This window comes from Halobellus rufus (assembly GCF_000739575.1).
Lineage (GTDB): Archaea > Halobacteriota > Halobacteria > Halobacteriales > Haloferacaceae > Haloquadratum > Haloquadratum rufum.
This window is the reverse complement of sequence record NZ_BBJO01000074.1, coordinates 1-3,980: the sequence shown is the minus strand read 5'-3', so window position 1 is coordinate 3,980 and position 3,980 is coordinate 1. Positions and strand designations below refer to the sequence as shown.

Below are 3,980 nucleotides of genomic sequence, written 5' to 3'. Positions count from 1 at the left end.
AAAAGGTAGGTGGGTCTACAGGTACGCCGCGTCCCAGCGGGCGGGTTTCCGGCGGTTCCCGCAGTCGTTGCACTCCAGTCGCTCCATCGTGTCGATCGCGACGTCGAGGCTCTCGTCGACGCCGCACATCCAGCCGTAGCGCTCCGTCCGCTCCTCGTCGAGGTAGACGGCGAAGAACGGCGCGTCGGACCCGCGCATCGACTCCTCGTAGGAGACGTAGACCCGCGTGCCGTCGTCGGTCGAGCGGTGCGTGAGCCCGCCGGAGTCGGACTCGGTCTCGTCGAGCAGGACCGTGAACACGCGCTCGGTGAACGTCTCGCCGTGGATGTCGACGCTGCGTTCGCCGACCTCGCTGAACCCCTGTTCCTCGTAGAATGCGACCCCCTCCTCGTTGTCGGCGAGGACGCGACCCTCCAAGCGGTCGACGCCGGAATCGACGAGTTCCTCTTTCAGTCGCGCGAGCAGTTGGGAGCCGATCCCCGCGCCGCGGTGGTCGGGCACGACGTGCAGCCAATCGAGGTAGCCGACGACCTCGCGGCCCTCCGAGATCTCGCTCTGTGCGAAGCCGACGACGGAGCCCTCGTCGACGGCGACCACGAAGATCTCCCGGTCGTCCGTCAGCGCCTCGCGGAGGCGGTCGGCGCTGTACCACTTCTCGACGGCCGCCTCGATGGTCTCCTCGTCGATGGCGTGGCCGTAGGAGGCGCTCAACGACTCCGTGGCTACCCGGCGAACCGCGTCGACGTCCTCGGTCGTTGCGTCTCGAAGATCCATGGACCTCGGTTCGTCGTCCGACTACTTGACTTCGGGGGCAGTCGGTGAACGGCCCCTCGGAGGCCCGCGCGACCGACCGGTCGGGGGTCCGCCGGAGGTATAAATACGAAGCCGACGCACCGTACGGTATGGAAGCGCGCGACGGCAGCGACGCCGGCGGGGGCACCGACGACCCGCGGGTGAACTTCGCGGTGAACGTCGAGGGCGGCGAGACGGTGATCACGATGCGCGGGGACCGCGACACCGCCGTGATCGTCCGATCGGAGTCGGGCGAGCGGATCTACCTACCGCCGGAGGACTTCGAGCGGGAGGCGGAGCGCCGCGACGAGGGACCCCACCGGGGCGTCGACGGCGACAGCCCGTACCAGCGTGCTGAGGGCGACGACAGCCCGTACCAACGCGCCGAGGGGGACGCCTCACAGGGCGGACGAGGGCAGTCGAGTCCGTACCGGGGATCCCGGGACAGCCCGTATCAGGGCGTCGACGGCGACAGCCCGTATCAGGCCGCCAGACAGCAGCTCCCGAGCGAGGGACTCGTTCCGACGGCCGACGGGTACCGGATCCGACACCCGGAGCCGGTGACCGACGTGCGCGTGCTTCGGTGAGCGTGGGAACGAGGTAGCGATCGCGGACGGGAGCGCCGTCTCAGACGATCTCCTCGTAGAACGCGATCGTCTCGTCGACGACCTCGTCCCACGTGATCGGCTCGTACTGCGGCTCCCCCTCCAGCGCGAGTCCTCGCTCGATGCCGGTGGCGATCGACGTCGAATCCGGCGTCACCTCGACGACGCACCCCTCGGAGAGCACCTCGTTGACGCCGCTCTCGGTGGCGACGACGCGCGTGCCCGCCGAGAGCGCCTCGGTGATCGTGATGCCGAACGGCTCCGCAAGCGACGGTGAGACGAACAGGTCCGCGGAGGCGTAGTAGTCGCCGAGGTCCTCCTCGGGCACGTAGCCCACCCACTCGATCCGGTCGTCGACGTCGAGCAGTTCGGCGAACCGCTTCAGTTGCTCCGTCAGGTGACCGGAGCCGCCGACGACGAGCGTGACGTCGTCGCGCCGGAGTTTCTCCATCGCGTAGACGAGGTGGGAGATGCCCTTCTGGTCGGTGTGGCGGCCGACGAAGAACAGCATCTCCCCGTCGATGCCGAGTTCCTCCTTGTAGTCGCGGCCGGTCGTCGAACACGTCGAGAAGCCGTTGTAGATGACGCGGCAGTCGCCGCCGTATCTCGCTTTGACGTCGGCCGCGGTCAGTTCGCTGACGGCGATGAGGTGGTCGGCGCGCTCCGCGAGCCGGCGCTCCGTCTCGACCTCGCGCTTCGGCGGATCGATGTTGCGGTCGGTCGACAGCGAGTGAAACGTCGTCACCCACTCGACGTCCGCGTTCGACTTCGCGCGCGAGCCGGGGCCGTACCCGAACCAGTCGTGCGTGTGGATGACGTCGGCGTCGCGGGCGCGCTCTGCGAACGTCTCGCTCATCCGACCGACACGCGTCAGGATGTCGCCGTCGCCGGTCGGAACGCCGACGATGCCGTCTCTGTCTTCGGGGGCGTACTCCGCCGGAAGGACGAGTTCGACGTCGAGTCCGCGGGCTCGCATTCCGTCGAACAGTTCCCCGACGTGCGTGTCGAGTCCGCCGCTCACGTTCGGCGGAAATCCCCACCCGAGCATCAGCACTTTCGGCGACATCTCGTTTCGATACTCCGCGCTCTGGCACATAAGTCCTGTCCGGCGCTCGTGACAGCCCTCACCGTGCGCCGTGCCGGACCGAAATGCGCTTGCCTCGCGAGTCCGTCCCGTCGGGTATGCACGTCGTCGTCAACGCCGCGGTGAGCGCGGACGGGAAGCTCTCGACGCGCCGCCGCGAGCAGGTCCGGATCAGCGGCGACGACGACTTCGCCCGCGTGGACCGACTCCGCGCGGAGAGCGACGCCGTCCTCGTCGGCGTCGGAACGGTCCTCGCAGACGACCCCCATCTCGCGCTCGACGAGCCGAAACTCCGAGACGAGCGCGCCGCGCGCGACGAATCCCCGAACCCCGCTCGCGTCGTCGTCGATTCGAGCGGCCGAACCCCGCTGGACGCGAGAATCCTCGACGACGCGGCGACGACGTACGTCGTCGTCGCGACGGCGGCCGAGCCCGAGAGACGGGCCGCGCTCGCAGACGCGGGCGCGGAGGTGATCGTGGCCGGCGAGGAGCGAGTCGCCCTTCCGGAGGCGCTCGCGAAGCTCTCCGACCGCGGCGTCGAGGAGCTGATGGTCGAAGGCGGCGGCGAGATCATCTTCTCGCTGTTCGAGGCTGGGCTCGTCGACGAGCTGTCGCTGTTCGTCGGCTCGCTGGTGATCGGCGGTCGCGACGCCCCGACGCTCGCCGACGGTGCCGGCTTCGTCGCCTCGTTTTCGGAACTCGACCTCCGGGACGTACAGCGCATCGACGACGGCGTGCTGCTCCGGTACGCGGTCGAGTCCGACGTCTAGCGGCGTTCGTCTTCGGGACTCGTTCGTGCGTCAATCGTTCCAACCCTCGAAATAGGTAAGAGGCTGCCGCCAGTAGGGGCCGGTATGAGCACGCCCGAAGCGACCGGCGCGCCGATCCACGTCGAGAGCGCAGACCACCTCGCCGAACTCCTCGACGATCACGAGATCGTCCTCGTCGACTACCACGCGGACTGGTGCGGCCCGTGTAAAATGCTCGAACCGACGGTCGAGGAGATCGCCGACGAGACCGACGTCGCCGTCCTGAAAGTCGACATCGACGAACTGCAGGACGTCGCCCGCGACGCCGGCGTCCGCTCGGTGCCGACGCTGCAGTTCTACAAGAACGGCGAGGAGGCCGAACGCGTCATCGGCGTCCAGGACAAGAGCGACCTGCTCGATATCATCGACCAGCTCTCGAACTGAGCCGCGCCGTCGTCGGCGTCGACCCTCGGTAGTTTCTCGCCCGGTTCCGCAACAGCCACGCGTTCGAGGATACGGCAGTCACGCGCCGGAGAACGCGGCAGTCACTCGTTCAGCAACTCGGCCACCTCGACGTGATGGCCCGTCGACGTTCGGTGTTCGTCTCCCTGTGCTTCGGCTTCTGTTGCATCCTCCGAGAGCGACTCGGTCGGGCAGTCGTGACAGACAACGTGGTAGAGGTACTCACCGGCGACGTCGCGACCGGTGTCTGGGGCCTGCGCCATACCCTCATATCCCCATATCGGGGTT

At 68.1% G+C, this 3,980-nt stretch carries 6 protein-coding genes; 3 read left to right on the top strand and 3 right to left on the bottom strand.

From position 1 onward, the window contains the following. Positions 1-15: 15 nt before the first annotated feature. Entirely contained in the window at positions 16-774 is a 759-nt protein-coding gene (locus tag ACP99_RS18605; protein ID WP_049988015.1) for a GNAT family N-acetyltransferase, read from the bottom strand. Positions 775-902: 128 nt separating this feature from the next. Between ACP99_RS18605 and ACP99_RS18600 the strand changes: the two genes are divergently transcribed. Beyond that, positions 903-1,379 (top strand): DUF7510 family protein, encoded by a 477-nt coding sequence (locus ACP99_RS18600; RefSeq protein ID WP_049988014.1) that lies wholly within the window; start codon positions 903-905, stop codon positions 1,377-1,379. Between the two features lie 40 nt (positions 1,380-1,419). Here the strand turns inward: ACP99_RS18600 and ACP99_RS18595 are convergent, their stop codons facing one another. After that, positions 1,420-2,445, bottom strand: a complete 1,026-nt coding sequence (locus tag ACP99_RS18595; RefSeq protein ID WP_049988016.1) for a glycosyltransferase family 4 protein — start codon at positions 2,443-2,445, stop codon at positions 1,420-1,422. A gap of 134 nt (positions 2,446-2,579) precedes the next feature. Here ACP99_RS18595 and ACP99_RS18590 point away from each other — a divergent pair, with 134 nt between their 5' ends. Both ACP99_RS18590 and trxA read left to right on the top strand, forming a co-directional pair. Further along, positions 2,580-3,251: a 2,5-diamino-6-(ribosylamino)-4(3H)-pyrimidinone 5'-phosphate reductase gene (locus ACP99_RS18590; RefSeq protein ID WP_049988013.1), complete on the top strand. Its 672-nt coding sequence runs from the start codon at positions 2,580-2,582 to the stop codon at positions 3,249-3,251. An 84-nt stretch (positions 3,252-3,335) separates the two neighbouring features. Continuing rightward, complete coding sequence (gene trxA / locus ACP99_RS18585; protein WP_049988012.1) at positions 3,336-3,674, top strand: thioredoxin; 339 nt, start codon at positions 3,336-3,338, stop codon at positions 3,672-3,674. 101 nt (positions 3,675-3,775) lie between these two features. Here trxA and ACP99_RS18580 read toward each other — a convergent pair whose 3' ends face one another. Then, on the bottom strand, positions 3,776-3,955 hold the full coding sequence (locus ACP99_RS18580; protein WP_049988011.1) for a hypothetical protein: 180 nt from the start codon (positions 3,953-3,955) through the stop codon (positions 3,776-3,778). Positions 3,956-3,980: the final 25 nt, after the last annotated feature.